Below are 17,446 nucleotides of genomic sequence, written 5' to 3' on the forward strand. Positions count from 1 at the left end.
TGCATGGACGAGTGTGATCAACTGCTCTTCAGGCCGGTGGTGTTGTCCTCCTTGAGCGCCTTGAACAGGGCCAGCGCCTTCGTCCGGTCCCAGCGCACGCCGATCCCGTCCTGCGCCGTCCGGTAGCTGTCGTCGCCGATCGGCACGGTCAGCGTGACGCCGCCGCTGCCCGAGATCGCCCGCATCCCGAGCGCGAACTTGCCGAAGTCGAACAGCCCCATGTCCTTGTCCACGGTCAGCGCGTCGACGCCCTTCGTCGAGGTGTTGTAGTAGCGCACCGGGTTCAGGAACGTCGAGGGCGAGGCGACCTTCTTCGCGACCGCGCCGACCATCTGGCGCTGCCGCTCCACACGGCCGAAGTCGTTCTTGCCGTCGGCCTTGCGCGAGCGGACGTACCCCAGTGCGTTGACGCCGTCGAGCTCCTGGCAGCCGGCCGGCAGGTCGATGTGCGCATCGTCGTCCTTCATTGCCTTGGGCAAGCACATTTCGATGCCGCCGACCCCGTCGATGATCGAGGCGAAGCCGCCGAAGCCGATCTCGACGTAGTGGTCGATCCGCAGCCCGGTCGCGCCCTCGATGGTCTGGATCAGCAGCGCCGGGTTGCCCTTGCCGATCGCGTACGCGGCGTTGATCTTGCGCTTGTTCTTCTGGCCGGGCACGTCGACGACGCTGTCGCGCGGGATGCTCAGCAGGACGGTCGGGCCGGATTCCGGGACGTGCATCAGCATGATCGAGTCGGTCCGGGCGCCGGCCTCGCCACCGGTGTGCAACCGCGCCCGCTCGGCGCGGCTGAGGTCGTCGCGGCTGTCCGAGCCGACCATCAGGTACGTCGTACCGGGCGTGTCGGCGGGGCGGTCGCCGGTCGGCATCGCGTCGATCTTGTCGATCCGGCTCCACGCGTACAGCGGGACCGCGATCAGCATGAGGACGAACAGCAGGACGATCAGTCCGACGGTCCGGAGGAACCAGTTCCGCTTCTTCTTCGGTCGGGCGGGCGGCCGGTTCACGTAGCGCGGGTCGATGGGCTGCGTTTGACTCATACCCAAGACCGTATCGGGGTTCGGTGCCGCGCACGTCACCCCACTGAACGGTTGTACCGGTCGGAAAGTCGATCGCGCCTCCTTCAGAAGGAGGAAATCCGGCCCGAAATCGAACCAGAGCGCCGGAACGCGCGCGGTGACAGCCCGACACGCGCGGTGAACAACCGGGTGAAGTAGGCGGCATCGTCGTACCCGACCTGCCGTGCGACTGCCGCGATCGACAGGTCTTCCTCGGCCAGGAGAGCCTTTGCCCTGTTGAGTCTTGTGGTCAGGACCAGTTCCTGCGGCGTGGAGCCGGTGGCACGGCGTACTGCCTCACGCAGCTCTCTCACGGTGAGTCCCAGCTCTGCGGCATAGTCCTGAACGCTCAGCGGTTTGCATGCCAATGCAGTGAGCTGTGCAGCCAGGTCGTCGTCAGGTGGCGGTGCAGCCTGGGCGATGAGGTCGTAGAGGGCAGCCACGGTCTGTACGGCGTTGTGCCCGGTGCTGACGCGCAGCAGCCGAGTGAAGGCTCGGTCGACGGGTCGTGGATCGGAGTACCGCCGTACTGGTTGGCTGGGGTCGAGGTGGCCCAGTGTGGTGAGTGCTGCGGTGGCTGGGCCGCTGAAGAGCGTCCAGGACTGTCGCCAGCGCGTGGTGGGCCGGTAGCCATGCAGCACGCCTGGGTAGAGCCAGAGCATGGCCGGCGCTTGTATCTCGAAGAGTTGGCGGTCTGGGCCGTGCAAGAGGTGGCCGCGTCCCTCCTTGAGCCAGACGAGGGCGTGACAGCCGAGGGCGCGTTCGGGAGTGGGGCCTCGCGGGTTCTCCTGCTCGCCGACGCCGAGGCAGAAGAGTCCAAGTTCTCGCTCAGGAGTCCCTGGAGTCAGGTAGGTCGACCAGTTCGGCACGTGACAAGAGTCCAAGAAGCCGGTCGCTGGTGTCCATTCCGGTCGTCGGCGGTCGCGGGTGGAATGAGTGGTGTGCTGACTTCCAACGGATATGTGCTGGACGAGTCCGATCGCCGGCTCGGTGAGCTGAGCGTCGTACCGGACCGGGAACGCAGGGATCTGCCGCGGTTGCGGGAGCGGCTGCGGGAGGACGGGTATCTCTACCTGACCGGGTTGCTGGATCCCTCGACAGTGCAGGGGTTTCGGCAGTACTACTTCGGGCTGACCGGTGCCGTGACCGACTGGGCGTCGTACCGGAAGGTGCTGTTCGACCGGATCGTGCCGGGGGCGGAGTACGCCGCCTTCTGCACGCAGCCGGCGCTGCGTGGCTGGTTCGAGTGGTTCCTGGGCGCCGAGACGTTCCTGCACCGGCGGAAGATCATCAGGCAGACCGCACCGGGTGAGAACGGGATCGGTACGGCGACACAGGCGCACTACGACCTGGTGTACCTCCGCCAGGGCAGCGACCAGGTGCTGTCCGCGTGGATCCCGCTCGGCGACTGCCCGGTCGCGCGTGGCGGTCTGACGTACCTGGAGGGCAGTCACCACCGCGTGCTCGAGGAAGAGGCGTCAGGACGACTGCAGCGACCGGCTGCATCGATCACTGCGGACCTGCCAGGGCTGGCGGACCAGTACGACGCGCGGTGGCTGGTCACCGACTACACAGCCGGCGACGTGGTCATCCACACCGCACACACCGTCCACGCAGCGCTCGACAACGTGTCGACCGACATGCGGTTGTCCACCGACATCCGTTACCAGCGGGCCGATGACGCGATCGACGGTCGCTGGCAGAACCACTGGCACGACCAGGACGGGCTGTGAACTCTCACCGACGACCACTCACCCGGCAAAGTTCCCGCGACGCCGCGGTTGACCGGAATGCGGATGCTTCTCGCTAACGACAATCATTTCGGTTAAGGTGCTGGCGATCGACCGGGACGGCGGCTGAGGTGCCGTGCCGGCGGCACGAGTCTGAGGAGAGCCGTGAATCGCAGCGAGCTGGTCGCCGGCGTGGCGCAGAAGGCGGGCATTCCGCGGAACCAGGCCGAGAGGGTCCTCGACGCGCTGGGCGACGTCGTCACCGAGGCAGTGCACAAGGGCGACAAGGTGTCGCTGACCGGCCTGCTCAGCATCGAGCGGGTGATGCGCGCGCCGCGCACCGGCCGCAACCCCCAGACCGGCGAACCGCTGTCCATCCCGGCCGGCTACTCCGTCCGGTTGTCCTGCGGCAGCCGTCTGAAGGCCGCGGCCCGTGGCGACCTGCGCACGATCTCCTAACGCCGTACGGCGGTCACCCAGTACTCCGTGTCCGGTTCCGGCGGGGTGTTGAAGCGCGCGTTCGGCAGGTAGAGACGCTTGCCGAAGGCAGCGACCGTGGTCGGGATGTCGAAGTCCGGACTGGTGATCGTCCGAACCAGTGTGCCCTCGGTGCCACGGCTGTTGAGCGTGACGACCGCAACCCGGTTGAGCTGGTTCTGCACGACGTACAGGGTCCGGCCGAGCACCAGCAGGCCGTCGCCGTTCGTCATCAGCGCGCCGCCGAGGTCGACTCGCTTCGTCACACCGGTCCACGGGTTCACCTTGAAGAGGAAGCCGGTGGCGGACTGTACGACGAGCAACGCGCGGCGGTCCGGTGTCAGTGCGATGCCGTTGAGGTTGAACCCGGGCTGGTGCACGTAGTCACCGCTCAACGGGATCGTGCGTACGGCGGACTGCGGCGCCAGCTCGCCGTGCTTGCCGAACGGCACCTTGTAGAGCACCGGCTTCTGCGAGTCGGTGAACCAGGCGGCGCCGAGGCCGAGGATGACGTCGTTGACGAACGTCGGCGCGGTGGCGAACGTGTACGACTGGAGGATGGCGCCGCTGCGCGAGTCGACTACGCGGGCGTTGCCGGCCGGGCCGCCCGAGACGAACAGTCGGCCGCGGTTGTCCACCTTCAGCCCGACGGACGGCGTACCGGGACCTTGGCTGATCACCTTGCCCTCGCCGGTCCGCAGGCTGGCGGCGTAGATGTCGCCGTCGGCGCGGGACCCGAAGTAGGCGATGCCGTTCCGGATCGCGATGCCCTCCGGAAGGAAGGCGTCGGGTAGTTCGATTCTGGTCGGGAACGATGTGGCGGCGTGGGCCGAGGCCGGTGTGGTGACCAGCCCGAGGATCAGCGCAGGCAGCGCGAGCGTGATCCCCAGTCGGCGAACAAGGCGTGGCATGAGCAGGTTCCTCCCCGGTATGTGCCGCGGAGTCGGCGCAGTGCCCCAGACGGCCGACGTGCGGCTCGTTGTGCCTTCAACTTATGACAACGAGCCGCACGCCGGAACGGTTCAGCGCTGGACTGCGGTCACCCAGTACTGCGTGTCCGGCGCGGGTGGGGTGGTGAAGCGAGCGTTCGGCAGGTAGAGGCGGGACCCGAACGCAGCCGCGGTGGTCGGTACGTCGAAGTCCGTACTGGTGATCTCGCGGACCAGTTGTCCCGTGGTGGCGGACGGGTCGAGGCTGAGTACGGCGATCTTGTTGAGGCGGTTCTGGACGACGTAGAGCGTCGTACCGATGACGAGGATGCCGTCGCCGTTCGTCATCACGGCGCTGCCGATGTCGATCTTGCGCGTCGCTCCGGTGCGCGCGTCGACCCGGAACAGCGAACCGGTGGACGACTGGACGATGATCAGCGCGTTGCCGTCCGGAGTAAGCGCGATGCCGTTGGCGTTGTTGACGTCCGGAACGTGCTGGTAGTCGCCGCTCAGCGCGATGGTCTGGACTGCGGACTGCGCGGGCAGTTGGCCGTAGCGGCCGAGCGGGACCTTGTACAGGACGGGCTTGCGCGAGTCGGTGAACCAGGCGGCGTCCTTGCTGACGATCACGTCGTTCACAAACGTCGGGGCGGTCGTGGTGAAGGTGTAGCTCGCGAGCACCGCGCCGGTGCGGGTGTCGATGACACGGCCGTTGCCTCCGGCGGCGCCGGCGACGAACAGGCGACCGCGGTTGTCGACCTTCAGGCCGAGCGATCCCGTTCCGGGTCCTTCGGTGATCACCTTGCCCTCGCCGGTCTTCAGGTCGGCGGCGTAGATGTCGCCGTCGAGTCGCGAGCCGAAATACGCCGTACCGCCGGCGATCGCGATCCCTTCCGGCTGGAAGCCGTTCGGCAACTCGAAGCGGGTGGGGAAGTCGGTCGTCTGTGCGGATGCCGAGGTGCTGACGAGACCGAGCATCAGCGCCGGGACGCTGAGGACGGCGGTGAGCCTACGGACGAGGCGTGGCATGGGCGGGGTCCCTCCTGATCCGATGTGTTTACCGGGGTCAACGGTATGGGCCTGTGGATAGTTCAGAGCGGTCGTCGGGCACACCGGGTACTGTCGCTGACAGCAACATCAGGCGAACTCAGGCAAGGGGCTGGGATGACTGCAGGGATCGACATTTCGGGTCTGTCCGAGACGGTGCGGCCGCAGGACGACCTGTACCGACACGCGAACGGGCCGTGGCTGGAGCAGCACGAGATCCCGGCGGACAAGGCCATCTACGGCGCCTTCCACGCGTTGTCGGACACCGCCGAGCAGGACGTCCGCGCGATCGTCGAGAAGACCGTCGCCGCCGGGCATCCGGAGGGCAGTGAGGCGCGCAAGGTCGCCGACCTCTACAGCAGCTTCATGGACACCGAGACGATCGAGCGGCTCGGTGCGGAGCCGATCGCCGACCAGCTCGCGCTGGTCCGCGGGATCGCCGACGCCGGCGACCTGGCCGCGGCGCTCGGCACGCTCGAGCTGCAGGGCGTGTCCGGGGTCTTCCACAGCTGGATCGACGCGGACGCGAAGAAGTCCGACGAGTACATCGTGTACTTCATGCAGGGTGGGATCAGCCTGCCCGACGAGTCCTACTACCGCGAGGACACCTTCGCCGAGATCCGTACGGCGTACGTCGCCCACGTCGCGCGGATGCTCGAGCTGGCCGGTCTTCCCGACCCGACCGGGGCCGCCGAGCGGATCATGGAGCTTGAGACGCGGATCGCGTCCGGGCACTGGGACCGGGTCAAGGACCGCGACGTCACGCTGACCTACAACAAGCTCGACCGCGGCGCGCTGGACCAGCTCGCTCCGGGGTTCGACTGGTCGCGCTGGCTCGACGGTGCCGGCGTACCGGCGAGTGCTATCGAGCAGGTCGTCGTACGCGAGCCGGACTTCTTCACCGCGGCCGCGGGTGCTCTGCAGGAGGTCGAGCTCGAGCGCTGGAAGGAGTGGCTGAGCTGGCGGATCGTGCACGACGCGGCGCCGCTGCTGAGCTCGGCCTTCGTCGACGAGAACTTCGCCTTCTACGGCAAGACGTTGACCGGCGCACCCGAGCTGCGCGAGCGGTGGAAGCGCGGCGTCGGCGTGGTCGAGTCCGCGCTCGGTGAGGCGCTCGGCCGGCTTTACGTCGCCGAGCACTTCCCGCCGGTGGCGAAGTCCCGGATGGTCGAGCTGGTCGCGAACCTGGTCGAGGCGTACCGGCAGCGGATCGACGCGCTCGACTGGATGGGACCGGACACCCGGCAGCGCGCGCTGGACAAGCTTGCCGCGTTCGTGCCGAAGATCGGCTACCCGGACAAGTGGAAGGACTACAGCGCACTCGAGACCGACCCGGCCGACCTGTTCGGCAACGTGCGCCGTTCGGTCGCGGTCGAGACCGCGCGCGAGTTAGCCAAGCTCGGGCAGCCGGTGGACCGGACCGAGTGGAAGATGACGCCGCAGACGGTCAACGCGTACTACAACCCGCGGATGAACGAGATCGTCTTCCCGGCCGGCATCCTGCGGCCGCCGTTCTTCGACCTCGACGCCGACGACGCGGTCAACTATGGCGCGATCGGCGCGGTGATCGGGCACGAGATCGGCCACGGGTTCGACGACCAGGGCTCCCGCTACGACGGCGACGGCAACATCAACGACTGGTGGACCGACGACGACCGGGCCGCCTTCGAGCACCGCACCGACAAACTCGTCGCGCAGTACGACGCCCTCTCGCCGGCCGAGACGCCAGGCCAGCACGTGAACGGCAAACTCACCCTCGGCGAGAACATCGGCGACCTCGGCGGTCTGTCGATCGCGTACGTCGCCTACGAGCTGTCCCTGGACGGCGCCGAACCCCCGGTCATCGACGGCCTCACCGGCAGCCAGCGCTTCTTCCTCTCCTGGGCCACCGCCTGGTCCACCAAAACCCGCCACGAGGAAGCCGCCCGCCGCCTGGCCATCGACCCCCACTCCCCACCCGAGTTCCGCTGCAACGCAGTAGCAAAGAACATCGACGCCTTCCACACCACCTTCAAAACCACCCCCTCCGACACCATGTGGCTCGCCCCCGAGGAACGCGTCCGCATCTGGTAACCCACCCACTCCGCCCGACAAACACCCCGGCAGCCCGCCGCCTCCACGCGGCGAGCTGCCGGGCTGCAGTTGCCGGTGGCGAGCCGAGTCCGCCACCTGGTCAATCCCGCGGAGCGGTCGGTGTACGACGGTGGATCCTTCGTCGTGACCGCACCCACAGCCAGCCCAGGCCAGCCACCGCCTCGCCATGCACCACCCCGCTGGACTCAGCTCACGGACCGTTCAACCACGGCAGGCCGCTGACTGGCAGGTTGCGTGACCGCTGACGTGCTGCTCTGCAACCGTCCACCGACCATAAAAGCCGCTAGCGGAGAGCAGTGCCGCCCGCCGGTGGGCGCGAGGAGCCAGGGCGGGCAGAGCCGGGGTGTCCGGGGCGGCGGTGGTGGGAGGTGTCCGGGCTGGGGGTGGTGGGAGGTGCTCAGGCGGCGGGGGTGGGGTGATGATCTGGCTAGCTGGTTGTCCTGGGGCCTACCTGCCGCAACTCGGCTACCCCGGTTGTCCGGCTAACAGGACCCGGCAGCTCGCCGTTGTGGGGGAGCTGCCGGGTTTGGTGCTGGGGGTCAGGAGGACATCCAGGTTTGGAGGGCTTCTACCTCGCGGGGCATGGCTTCGGAGAGGTTTTCGGTGCCGTCCTGGGTGATGAGGATGTCGTCTTCGATGCGGATGCCGATGCCGCGGAGGTCTTCGGGAACGGTGAGGTCGTCGGACTGGAAGTAGAGGCCTGGTTCTACGGTGAGGACGTAGCCGGTTTGCAGTTGGCCCTTGCGGTACTTTTCTTCGCGGGCGGAGGCGCAGTCGTGGACGTCTAGGCCGAGCATGTGGCTGACGCCGTGCAGGGTGTAGCGCTGGTAGAGCATGCTCTCCGGGTCGAGCGCTTCCTCGGCCGACACGGGCAGCAACTCCATCGCGTCGAGGCCGTGCACGATGACCTCCATCGCGGCCTCGTGGCCGGCGCGGAACGCCGCACCCGGGCGGAGCGCCGCGATCCCGGCGTTCTGCGCGTCGAGCACCAGTTGGTACAGCTCGCGCTGCCTCGGCGTGAACTCACCACTGACCGGCAGCGTCCGGGTAATGTCCGCGGTGTACAGCTGCCGGTTCTCCACACCCATGTCGAGCAGCATCAGCGTGCCGTTGTCGACCGTGCCGTCGTTCTCGATCCAGTGCAGCGTGGTCGCGTGCGGTCCGGCGGCCGCGATCGAGGTGTACCCGACATCGTTGCCCTCGGCCCGGGCTCGGCGCCAGAACGTGCCCTCGATCCAGCGTTCGCCGTACTCGCGGACCTTGTCCATCTCGGCGAGTACGTCGGAGAAGCCGCGGTGCGTGATCGCGACGGCGTTGCGCAGCTGCTCGATCTCGAACGGGTCCTTCACCAGCCGGAGCTCGGACAGCGTGGCCGCCAGCTCCCGGTCCTTGGCGGCTTCCGTCTTCGTGCCGCTCAGCAGCGCGGCGATCGACTCGTGCTCCGCGCGCCGTACCCGGGTCGGTACGTCGCTCTTCAGCGCGTCGGCGAGCCCGTCGACGTGCCGGGTCTCGATGCCGAACTCCTTGGCGGTCTCGGTCAGCGACGGACGCCGACCGGCCCAGAGCTCGCCGTACATCCGGTCGCGCCAGAACTCCTCGCCCTGGCCGCGGTCGGCGCGCGGGCGGAAGTACAGGATCCCGTCGTGGCCGCTGGTGCCGTTCGGCTCCAGCACCAGCACCGAGTCGGAGGTCTGGTTGCCGGTCAGCCACACGTAGTCGGTGTGCGGGCGGAAGACGAAGTCGGTGTCGTTCGACCGGACCTTGTACGTGCCGGCCGGGATCACCAGCCGCTCGCCCGGGAACGCTTGCGACAGCGCGTCGCGCCGCTTGGCCGCCCACACGCCGACGTCGCTGAGCGTCACGTCCTGTCGCTCGGAGTCGGCCCACCCGGAGTTCATAAACGCGCGGAGCTTCGGGTTCGGCTCGTTGTCGTGCGACGCCGTCTTCGGCGCCGCCGTCTCCTCAGCAGTGGTCGCCGCAGCGGTGTCTGCGGCGATGTTGGCTGCGGTGGCGGTCTCCGGTGCGGTGTTCTCGGCTGCGGTGGTCTCGGTCGTGTCGGTCATCGTCGACCAGTCCTCGTCTCGGCGCGGGGCTGTACTTCAGCGCTGGGTGTGCAGTTGGTCGCCGCGGAGCGTGCCGCTGTCCGGCAGCGCCTCGGCGGGGTCGGAGCCGATGCGAGTGATCGCATTGTGCTCGTCCACGAAGACTACGCTCGGCTCGAACACCTTCGCCTCCGCGGTGTCGAACATCCCGTACGCGATCAGGATCACCAGGTCGCCCGGATGGATCAGGTGCGCCGCCGCCCCGTTGATCCCGACCACCCCGGATCCGCGCGGCCCTTCGATCAGGTACGTCGACAGCCGGTTGCCGTTGGTGATGTCGACGATGTCCACCTTCTCGCCGGGCAACAGGTCTGCCGCGTCCATCAGTTCCGCATCCAGCGTGCACGACCCGACGTAGTCCAGATCCGCCTGCGTCACCGTCGCCCGGTGCACCTTCGACTTCATCATCTCCCGCCACATGCCGGCCATCATCCAGCCCACCCCGCACCCCGTCAGTAACCCCCATCACCCAACCGGTTAACCCAATACACACCGGTGTGGTGTCGGTGGGGTGGGACCGGCACACCACCAGCACGAGGTGGTGTGCCCGGGTCCAGCTCCGCGGGCCCGCGCCGCGACCACGCCCGGGCCGGTAGCTGGGCTAGTGGTGGGTGAGTTCGGGTTGGCGGGTGGGAGGTGTGGGTGGTGTGCGGCGGAGGGAGTCGCCTTCTACGTCCACGTTGGGGAGGAGGCGGTTCAGCCAGTGGGGGAGGTACCAGGCGGAGCGGCCTAGGAGGGACATGACGGCGGGGACGATGGTCATTCGGACGATGAACGCGTCGATGGCTACCGCTAGCGCCAGGCCGAAGCCCATTTCGCGGATCAGGGTTTGGCTGGACAGGATGAAGCCGGAGAAGACGGCGGTCATGATGACCGCGGCGGCGGTGACCACGCGGGCGCCGTGGGCGAAACCGTCGACGACTGCGGTGCGGGGCTCGGCACCGTGGACGTGTTCCTCGCGCATCCGGGTGACCAGGAAGATCTGGTAGTCCATCGCGAGGCCGAACACGACGCCGATCAGGAAGATCGGCAGCATGCTGATCACCGGCCCGGTCTGCCCCTCGATCCCGAACAGCCCCGCTAGCCAGCCCCACTGGAACACCGCGACCACCGCACCGAACGTCGCGGCGACCGTGAGCAGGAAGCCCAGCGTCGCCTTCAGCGGCACGAGCAGCGAGCGGAACACCAGCATCAGCAGCAGGAACGCGAGCCCGACCACCAGCAACAGGTACGGCACCAGCGCATCGCCGAGCTTGTCCGAGAAGTCGATGCTGATCGCGGTCGCGCCCGTCACAGCTACCTCGGCGCTGTCGTTCTCCGGCAGGCCCCTGATCGCCTGCACCAGGTCACGGGTCTGCGTCGTACCCGGGCCACTTGACGGGATCACAGTCAGCAGAGCCGTGTCCCCGGCCGGGTTGAACGTCGGCGGCGTCACCATCGTCACGTCCGGCAGTGCACGTACGGCGGTTGCGGTAGCGTCGGCCGCCGTCCGCGGATCGGCGGCGCCACCGGCGTCGACGACCACCATCAGTGGACCGTTGAAGCCAGGCCCGAAGCCCTCGGAGAGCAGGTCGTACGCCTTGCGTTGGGTGGAGTCCGGCGCAGCCGTGCTGTCGTCGGGCAGCCCGAGCTCCAGGTCGGTCGCCGGGATCGCCAGCGCTCCGAGGCCGATCACGGTCACCAGCAGCACCGCCACCGGCCGGCGCGTGACGAACATCCCCCACCGACGCCCGGCCGACATCCGCCCGGCCGCCTCGGGATCACCGGCCCGCAGCCCCGGGATTCGCCCGCCCAGCACGCGCCGCCCGGCAAAGCCCAGTAGCGCAGGCAGCAGGGTCAGCGCGATGGCCACGGCCAGTACGACGGTGAACGCTGCCGCCAGCCCCATCTGGGTGAGGAACGGGATGTTGACGATCGACAGCCCAGCCAGCGCGATCACCACGGTCAGCCCGGCGAACACCACGGCGGACCCGGCCGTGCCGACCGAGCGGCCGACCGCCTCCTCTGGCTCCAGACCGGTGCTGAGCTCGTGTCGGTACCGCGACATGATGAACAACGCGTAGTCGATCGAGACCGCGAGCCCGATCATCAACGCGAGGATCGGCGTCCCCGAGCCGATGTCGATGAACCCGGTGGCGGCCGTGATCGCAGTGACCCCGATGCCGATCCCGATGATTGCCGATAGCAACGGGAGGCCGGCGGCGATCAGTGAGCCGAAGGTGATCAGCAGGACGACGGCTGCCACACCGAGACCGATCACCTCCGTCAGGCTCTGCTCGTCCTGCACTTGCATGGCGTCACCGCCGTACTCGACCGTGAGGCCGGCGGCACGGGCCGGCTCGACCGCGGCGGCGACCGCCTCCTGGGCCTCGGGCGTGACCTCCTGCGCGGTCACGTCGTACGTGACCTGGGCGTAGCCTGTGCGGCCGTCGGAGGAGATCGCCTTGGCGGTGAAGGGGTCGATGACGCGGGCGACCTGTGGGGCGCCCTCGATCCGGCCGAGGGTCTCCTGCACCTCCGCGGTCGCGGCGGGGTCGGTGAGCTTCTGACCGTCGGGGGCCCGGAAGACGATGCGGGCGGTCCCCGCGTCGGCGCCGGCCTGCGGGAAGCGTTCGTTGAGCAGGTCCGCCGCGCGCTGCGACTCCGTGCCCGGGATCGAGAAGCCGTCGGCGGTCGAGCCGGACAGGGTGGCCGCGCCGGCGATGCCGGTGGCCAGCAGACCGAGCCACACCAACACCACCAACCGGCGCCGGCGGAAAGCGAACCGGCCGAGCCGGTAGAGGAAGGTAGCCATGCTGCCGATCGTTCCGGCTGGGCGTTGTAGTCCGCGTCGGTCAGGGGTGGGCTTCTCGACGTACTGCGGACGCCGTATGCCCCTACTGCGTCTGAGGTACGTCGGCCGCCGGAGTCCCGGGACGGACCAGGCCGGTCTGGTAGGCGACCACCACCAGCTGCGCCCGGTCGCGGCAGTCGAGCTTCACCATGGCCCGGTTGACGTGCGTCTTCGCGGTAGAGGGGGACAGCACCAGGCGTTCGGCGATCTCGTCGTTGGTGAGGCCGAGGGCGACCAGGCTGACGATCTCGCGCTCCCGGTCGGTGAGGACGTCGAGAGCGGACGGGCCGACGTCCTGGCCGATCCGCGGCTCGGCCAGGAAGCGGTTCATCAGGCCGCGCACCGCCTTCGGGGAGAGCAGCGCGTCGCCGCGGGCGACCACCCGGATCGCGTTGATCAGCTCGGCCGGCTCGACGCTCTTGCCGAGGAACCCGCTGGCACCGGCCCGGATCGCCTCGAAGACGTACTCGTCCACCTCGAACGTGGTCAGGATCAGCACCTTGACCCCGGCCAGCGCCTCGTCCGCGATGATCTCCCGGGTCGCGGCCAGGCCGTCGACCTCGGGCATCCGGATGTCCATCAGGATCACGTCGGCCCGCTCGGTCCGGGCGCGTTGGACCGCCTCCCGGCCGTTCGACGCCTCAGCAACGACCTCCAGATCGGGTGCTGAGTTCACCAGCACCCGGAACCCGCTGCGAATCAGCGTCTGGTCGTCGGCCAGCAAGACCCGGATCGTCACTGACAACTCCCGTCTCGAGAGGTAGCACGGCATGTACGCCGAACCCGCCATCCGGCTCGGGTCCGGTCCGCAGCTCTCCACCGACAGCTGTCACCCGCTCACGCATCCCAATCAGTCCGTGTCCGGCGCCGAGAAGTGCTGGGTTGGTGGATGGGCCGGCGCCGTTGGGGTGCGGTTGGGAAGAGGTGGCCGCGTCGCCGGCGTGCTGGGTGGAGACGGCGGTACCGAGGCGGGAACCGTTGGAGTGGGGCGCAGGGGAGGCCGCGGCGGGGCGCGGCGTGGAGGAGGTGGTGGCCTCGCCGGGGTGCGGGGTGGAGATGCCCGCGGCATCGAGGCGGGAGTCGCCTGGGCGGGACACCGCGGAGTCGGTGGCGGGGTGAGGGGCGCCCGGGTGGGGTGCCGCGGAGGCGGTGGTGGGGTAAGGGGCGCCCGGGTGGGGTGCCGCGGAGGCGGCGGCGAGGTAAGAGCCGGCCGGCCGGGGCGAGGAGGTGGTGCCCGGAGTGGATGGTGTGGGGCGGGTGGAGGTCGGCGGGGCGGTGTTGGTGATGTCGATCGTGAGGGCGCCGGGACGACGGGCTAGCTGGAGGTGGGCGGTGGTCCCGGGGGCGTGTTTGAGGACGTTGGTCAGGGATTCCTGGACGATCCGGTACGCCGTCAGTTCGATGACGTCCGGGAGGTTGCCCAGGGAGTCGGGGAGGTGCCAGTCGACCTCGACGCCGGCGGCGGTGAACGAGTCGATCAGGGCGCCCAGCTCGTGCAGGGACGGAGTGGGTGCGGTGGGGAGGGATGAGCCTGAGCGGCGCAGCACGCCCAAGAGGACGGTGAGCTCCTGCAGAACCGTGCGGCCGCCGGAGCGGACGAGGGCCAGGGCTCGCTCGGCTTCCTCCGGCTGCGTGCGCAACACGTGCGCGGCGACGCCGGACTGGACGTTCATCAGGGCGATGTGGTGGGCGATCACGTCGTGGAGCTCGTGAGCGATCCGCAGCCGCTCCTCGATCACGCGCCGCTGCGCCTCCTCCTCACGCGACTGCTCCGCGCGCAGCGCCCGTTCCTCGAGCTCCTGTTGCAAGGCGCGCCGGTACCGCACTGCCTCGGCGACGGCGCCCGCGAAGAGCACCAGGAGCATCAGCCCCAGGTTGTCGAGCACGTTGCCGTCGGAGAACGGGGCGTCCGCGACCAGGGTCACGAGAGCGACCACGCAGACAGCGATCGAGCGGGTCCGGCGGTCCTTCTCCATCACGACCGTGTAGACCGCGCAGGCCATGAACAGCACGATCGGGCTCTTGCCCTGCTCGGTGATCAGGTAGGTGATCGTGACTGCGGTGGTCACGCCGAGCACCACCAGCGGCGCGAGCCGGCGCAGGGCGAGCGCGATCGCAGCAACGACCGTCAGCACCACGATCGTCGGCGTCAGCTGGATGCGTTCGCCGACGTGCCGGCTGCCCGGCACGATCAGGTTGAGGGCCAGCAGGGTCAGTGCGAGGCCGTGATCCAGCGCCAACGGGTGCCACTTGAAGTCGCGGCAGAACCGCAGCAGCGCGCCCATTCCCTCACAGTACGTGGTCACCCACCGAAACCACGTCGGCCATCGGCTGTATTCGCGCTGTACCGCAGCCGCAGTACAGCTCAGAGAGCAGAGGCTTTGACGGCCAGCTCGCGGAGGGCTGCGTAGCGTGGACGCAGGTCAGCCACTCGTGAGACCTCAGCAGCGACCGGTGTCAGGTGCTCGCCGCCGGGCGAGGGGGACAGGCCGAGCGCGACCGCGGCTGCGCCCCGAGCGCCGACCTCAGCCTCGGCGCAAACCGTGGTCGGACGGGCGAACGTGGCTGTCAGGCAGCGCCGCCACCAGGCCGACGCGTCGATCCCGCCACCGCCGAGGACCACGGAAAGCTCGCGGCCGAAGAGCGAGTCCAGCATCCGCAGCCCGAGGTCGATCTCCAGCGACGCACCCTGCAACGACGCCGCCAGCAGGTCGTCGCCGCTGTCGTCGAAGGACAGCCCGAAGTAGACCCCGGACCCGCTCGGAACCGTCGCCGGCGGCCGAGTCCCCGCCTGGAACGGGATCGCGATCACCCGCGACGACCCGATCTCCACACCGGTCGGCTCCGCGGCCTCCAACTGCAGTACGCCGGTCAGCCAAGCGTGCAGGTTGCCTGCGGCCGAGAACGCCATCCCGGTCACCGCACGCTCGTCGTCGACCCGGTACCGCCACAGCTCCCACGGCAACTCCGGCGCGTCCGCGATCGGATGCACCACGCGTACGGCGGCCGACGTCCCGACCGTCACCGCTGCCGTCGTCTCGTCGTACCCGCCGGTCCCGACGTTCGACGCAGCGCCGTCACCTGTTGGGGGATGCACCGGTACGCCGACCAGCCCAGGCCACCGGCGTGAGTACTCCGACGACAACGACCCGGTCCACCCGGACGGCACGATCGACGGCAACTGGTCGGCCTTGGCGCCTGCGATCTCCAGCGCCTCCTCGTCGTACACGCCCCGGGCGAGGTCGAGCGTCCCGGTCCCGGAGGCGATCGACACCGACGTCACCCGCTCGCCGGTGAGTCGCTCCAGCACGAGATCCGGCAGGCCCGCGAACCCAGCTGGTGAACCTTCGGACAACAGCCAGGGAATGCGGCGCGTCCAGTAGAGCCGGTGCAGCCAGGACCCTGTGCGCGCGTGGAAGGCGTGCTCGTCGAAGGACGGGCCGAGGTCCAGGTGCACCGACCGGGTGTCCGCCCAGGTGATGACCGGCGTCAGCGGCGCACCCTTGTTGTCGAGGGCAACGATGGAGTGCCACTGCGAGGAGAGCACGATCGCGCCGATGTCATCCAGGTGCCCGTTCTGCTGCAGCTCGTCTAGGCAGCCGAGCAGGCCCTCGACGTACTCGTGCAGGTCCAGCGTGGCCGACCCGCCGGTCGCATAGGTCGGCGAGATCTTGTAGCGGGCCAACGCTCCCGGGATCGGGGCCGCGTCGGCCGCGGACAACACCAGTGCGCGGGCAGACGACGTACCGAGATCGAGTGCAAGGACCCGGCCGTCAGTCTTCGTCATGCAGGGCCTTCAGGAAGCTCGCGGCCCAGACGTTCACGTCGTGCGCGGCCAGGTGCTTGCGCATCGCCTTCATCCGGCGGCCGAGCTGGCGGTCGTCGGTGTTCATCGCGTCGACGATGGTGTCCTTCATCCCGTTGATGTCGTGCGGGTTCACCAGGAACGCCTGCCGGAACTCGTCCGCGGCGCCGGCGAACTCGCTCAGCACGAGGGCGCCGGTGTCGTCGTACCGGCAGGCGACGTACTCCTTGGCGACCAGGTTCATGCCGTCGCGCAGTGGCGTCACCACCGCGACGTCCGCCGCCCGGAACAGCGCGGCCATCTCGGTCCGCGAGTACGACGTGTGCAGGTAGTTGATCGCCGGCGTGCCGATCCGGCCGTGCTCGCCGTTGATCCGGCCGACCAGCAGCTCGATCTCGTCCCGCAGCACGCGGTACTGCTCGACCCGCTCCCGCGACGGTGTCGCCACCTGGACGAACACCGCGTCGTCGACCGAGACGCGTTTCTCGTCCAGCAGCTCGCCGAACGCGCGCATCCGCTGCCGGATGCCCTTGGTGTAGTCGAGCCGGTCCACCCCGAGCAGGATGTGGGCCGGGTTGCCGACCTCGCGCCGGATCTCGGCCGCGCGGGCCTCGGTCTCCGGCTTGCGGGCGAGGTCCTCGAGCTCGCCGACGTCGATGGAGATCGGGAACGCCTTGGCGCGGACGATCCGGTCGTCGGGCAGGTGGATCCGGTCGCCGCGGGTGCGCAGGCCCATCCGGTTGCGGGCCAGCCGGGCGAAGTTCGAGGCGGCGCCGGGTCGCTGGAAGCCGACCAGGTCCGCACCCATCAGCCCGTCCAGGATCTGCCGCCGCCACGGCATCTGCGCGAACAACTCGGTCGGCGGGAACGGGATGTGCAGGAAGAAACCGATCCGTACGTCGGGACGCAGCCGGCGCAGCATGGCCGGCACCAGTTGCAGCTGGTAGTCGTGCACCCACACGTCGGCGTTGTCGTCGGCGGCCTCCGCGGCGGCCTCCGCGAACCGCCGGTTCACCGCGACGTACGACTCCCACCACTCGCGGTGGAACTCCGGCGCCACGATCACGTCGTGGTACAGCGGCCACAACGTCGCGTTCGAGAACCCCTCGTAGTACAGCCGCACGTCCTCGGTGGACAGCATCACCGGGACCAGGTGCATGCCGTCGTTGTCAAAGGGATCGAGCTTCTCGTCGGCGCTGCCGGTCCAGCCGATCCAGGCCCCGTGGTGACGCTGCATCACCGGGGCCAAAGCGGTCACCAGACCACCTGGGCTGCGGCGCCACGCCGTACTGCCGTCGGGCAACTCGATCCGGTCGACCGGCAGCCGATTGGCCACCACTACGAAGGAACTGCGTCCGTTCGGCATCTGCT

The 17,446-nt window shown here is 69.0% G+C and carries 14 protein-coding genes; 3 read left to right on the forward strand and 11 right to left on the reverse strand.

Annotated features, from left to right (window positions below; translation table 11 throughout):
• Positions 1-17 precede the first annotated feature (17 nt).
• Entirely contained in the window at positions 18-1,040 is a 1,023-nt protein-coding gene (locus ACIBL3_RS34330; protein WP_396357991.1) for an LCP family protein, read from the reverse strand.
• A gap of 83 nt (positions 1,041-1,123) precedes the next feature.
• A complete protein-coding gene (locus ACIBL3_RS34335) occupies positions 1,124-1,927 on the reverse strand; it encodes a helix-turn-helix domain-containing protein (RefSeq protein ID WP_396357992.1) in 804 nt (267 codons plus the stop codon).
• A gap of 72 nt (positions 1,928-1,999) precedes the next feature.
• On the opposite strand from ACIBL3_RS34335, the gene ACIBL3_RS34340 reads away from it, so the two are divergent.
• On the forward strand, positions 2,000-2,791 hold the full coding sequence (locus ACIBL3_RS34340) for a phytanoyl-CoA dioxygenase family protein (RefSeq protein WP_396357993.1): 792 nt from the start codon (positions 2,000-2,002) through the stop codon (positions 2,789-2,791).
• Positions 2,792-2,953: 162 nt separating this feature from the next.
• Positions 2,954-3,247, forward strand: a complete 294-nt coding sequence (locus ACIBL3_RS34345; RefSeq protein ID WP_396357994.1) for an HU family DNA-binding protein — start codon at positions 2,954-2,956, stop codon at positions 3,245-3,247.
• Here ACIBL3_RS34345 and ACIBL3_RS34350 read toward each other — a convergent pair.
• Together ACIBL3_RS34350 and ACIBL3_RS34355 are read right to left on the reverse strand one after the other, a co-directional pair.
• Positions 3,244-4,176, reverse strand: coding sequence for an SMP-30/gluconolactonase/LRE family protein (locus ACIBL3_RS34350; RefSeq protein WP_396357995.1), 933 nt, complete (start codon positions 4,174-4,176; stop codon positions 3,244-3,246). The two genes, ACIBL3_RS34345 and ACIBL3_RS34350, sit on opposite strands and share 4 nt — an antisense overlap.
• Positions 4,177-4,287: 111 nt before the next feature.
• Positions 4,288-5,223 carry an SMP-30/gluconolactonase/LRE family protein gene (locus ACIBL3_RS34355; protein WP_396357996.1) on the reverse strand — a complete coding sequence of 312 codons (936 nt, stop codon included), beginning with the start codon at positions 5,221-5,223 and terminating at the stop codon, positions 4,288-4,290.
• Between the two features lie 135 nt (positions 5,224-5,358).
• Between ACIBL3_RS34355 and ACIBL3_RS34360 the strand changes: the two genes are divergently transcribed.
• A complete protein-coding gene (locus tag ACIBL3_RS34360; protein ID WP_396357997.1) occupies positions 5,359-7,314 on the forward strand; it encodes a M13 family metallopeptidase in 1,956 nt (651 codons plus the stop codon).
• A gap of 560 nt (positions 7,315-7,874) precedes the next feature.
• Here ACIBL3_RS34360 and ACIBL3_RS34365 read toward each other — a convergent pair.
• From ACIBL3_RS34365 to ACIBL3_RS34395, 7 genes are all read right to left on the reverse strand, one after another.
• Positions 7,875-9,398, reverse strand: coding sequence for an aminopeptidase P family protein (locus ACIBL3_RS34365; protein ID WP_396357998.1), 1,524 nt, complete (start codon positions 9,396-9,398; stop codon positions 7,875-7,877).
• 36 nt (positions 9,399-9,434) lie between these two features.
• On the reverse strand, positions 9,435-9,857 hold the full coding sequence (panD, locus tag ACIBL3_RS34370) for an aspartate 1-decarboxylase (protein WP_396358113.1): 423 nt from the start codon (positions 9,855-9,857) through the stop codon (positions 9,435-9,437).
• 181 nt (positions 9,858-10,038) lie between these two features.
• Positions 10,039-12,231: an MMPL family transporter gene (locus tag ACIBL3_RS34375; RefSeq protein ID WP_396357999.1), complete on the reverse strand. Its 2,193-nt coding sequence runs from the start codon at positions 12,229-12,231 to the stop codon at positions 10,039-10,041.
• An 82-nt stretch (positions 12,232-12,313) separates the two neighbouring features.
• Complete coding sequence (locus ACIBL3_RS34380; protein WP_396358000.1) at positions 12,314-13,009, reverse strand: response regulator; 696 nt, start codon at positions 13,007-13,009, stop codon at positions 12,314-12,316.
• The gene (locus ACIBL3_RS34385) at positions 12,912-14,576 is read right to left on the reverse strand and encodes a histidine kinase (RefSeq protein WP_396358001.1); all 1,665 of its coding nucleotides are present in this window, start codon (positions 14,574-14,576) and stop codon (positions 12,912-12,914) included. Before ACIBL3_RS34385 ends, ACIBL3_RS34380 begins: the two co-directional genes overlap by 98 nt.
• Positions 14,577-14,635: 59 nt before the next feature.
• Complete coding sequence (locus ACIBL3_RS34390; RefSeq protein WP_396358003.1) at positions 14,636-16,057, reverse strand: FGGY family carbohydrate kinase; 1,422 nt, start codon at positions 16,055-16,057, stop codon at positions 14,636-14,638.
• Entirely contained in the window at positions 16,044-17,441 is a 1,398-nt protein-coding gene (locus ACIBL3_RS34395; protein ID WP_396358004.1) for a trehalose-6-phosphate synthase, read from the reverse strand. Before ACIBL3_RS34395 ends, ACIBL3_RS34390 begins: the two co-directional genes overlap by 14 nt.
• Between the last annotated feature and the right edge of the window lie 5 nt (positions 17,442-17,446).

This window comes from Kribbella sp. NPDC050124 (assembly GCF_044460355.1).
GTDB lineage: Bacteria > Actinomycetota > Actinomycetes > Propionibacteriales > Kribbellaceae > Kribbella.

Bases quoted from the DNA above. Each gene is read 5' to 3' on its own strand.
- ACIBL3_RS34330 (WP_396357991.1), bottom strand. From the start codon at position 1,040: ATGAGTCAAACGCAGCCCATCGACCCGCGCTACGTGAACCGGCCGCCC.
- ACIBL3_RS34350 (WP_396357995.1), bottom strand. From the start codon at position 4,176: ATGCCACGCCTTGTTCGCCGACTGGGGATCACGCTCGCGCTGCCTGCG.
- ACIBL3_RS34355 (WP_396357996.1), bottom strand. From the start codon at position 5,223: ATGCCACGCCTCGTCCGTAGGCTCACCGCCGTCCTCAGCGTCCCGGCG.
- ACIBL3_RS34360 (WP_396357997.1), top strand. From the start codon at position 5,359: ATGACTGCAGGGATCGACATTTCGGGTCTGTCCGAGACGGTGCGGCCG.
- ACIBL3_RS34365 (WP_396357998.1), bottom strand. From the start codon at position 9,398: ATGACCGACACGACCGAGACCACCGCAGCCGAGAACACCGCACCGGAG.
- panD (WP_396358113.1), bottom strand. From the start codon at position 9,857: ATGTGGCGGGAGATGATGAAGTCGAAGGTGCACCGGGCGACGGTGACG.
- ACIBL3_RS34375 (WP_396357999.1), bottom strand. From the start codon at position 12,231: ATGGCTACCTTCCTCTACCGGCTCGGCCGGTTCGCTTTCCGCCGGCGC.
- ACIBL3_RS34390 (WP_396358003.1), bottom strand. From the start codon at position 16,057: ATGACGAAGACTGACGGCCGGGTCCTTGCACTCGATCTCGGTACGTCG.
- ACIBL3_RS34395 (WP_396358004.1), bottom strand. From the start codon at position 17,441: ATGCCGAACGGACGCAGTTCCTTCGTAGTGGTGGCCAATCGGCTGCCG.